Annotated in this window: 1 protein-coding gene; it reads left to right on the plus strand. The window is 46.5% G+C overall.

Annotated elements, in window-relative coordinates; translation table 11 throughout:
• Positions 1-120 precede the first annotated feature (120 nt).
• A partial coding sequence (gene degS / locus R8N49_RS25170) for an outer membrane-stress sensor serine endopeptidase DegS (protein WP_318190217.1) occupies positions 121-1,050 on the plus strand: 930 nt, incomplete at its 3' end.

Genomic DNA, 1,050 nt, shown 5'->3' on the forward strand with positions numbered 1-1,050 from the left:
TTACTATCAATCTGATTATTAAAAGGGCAGTGCGATCACGCACTGCCCTTTTGTTATTTTTCAATGTAATGCTATTCTTCACCTTTCTATGCCATTTTGGCGCTCATGCATGGAGAGGATATGCTTAGCTTTTTATTACGTTCTGTCTTTTTAGGCTTAGCAACCGCTGCCGTTGTACTGCTCGCAGTTCCATCATTGCGCAATAACGTTATTCCTGTCACGCTCGACCAACAACCGAAAAATATCGCATCTCTTGAGTTGTCGTTTAACCAAGCCGTAAGAAGAGCGGCGCCAGCGGTTGTGAATATCTACAGCCGAAAATACGTTGAAAACGACCGCAGTAAACTCTCGACACAAGGGCTGGGTTCTGGGGTTATTGTCAGCGAAAAAGGTTATATCATTACCAACTATCACGTGGTAGCTCAAGCAGACCAAGTCGTTGTTGCATTGCAAGATGGTCGAGCTGCTGCCGCTCAACTTGTTGGCACCGACAAACGCACGGACATTGCCGTTTTACGAGTTGAAGGTTCTAACCTACCTGTCATCCCATTGAATTCCGAATACAAACCTCAGGTTGGTGATGTCGTTTTAGCGATTGGTAACCCATACAACTTAGGGCAAACCTCGACCTTCGGCATTATTTCCGCGACAGGTCGATCCTCTATTAGCGATGGTCGTCAAGCCTTCATCCAAACTGATGCTGCAATCAATGAAGGTAACTCGGGTGGCGCATTGGTGAATACTCAAGGTGAATTGGTGGGCATCAACACCGCGTCTTTCCAGCAGGCAACCGATCTTGAAACCTACGGTATCTCATTTGCAATCCCTGCCCCACTCGCCAGCAAAATTATGCAGAAAATCATCGCTGATGGTCGTGTGATTCGCGGCTACATCGGTATTGATGGGCAAGACATCAATGCAGTGACGGCCCGTTTACTAGGAAACGAGCACATTGGCGGTATCGTTGTTTTAGGTATCGACCCAAATGGTCCAGCAAGTGCCGCAGGCTTTGAAAAACAAGACATCATTATCAGTATCGATGGCAATAAA

It is taken from the genome of Vibrio sp. 1978, from assembly GCF_033344345.1.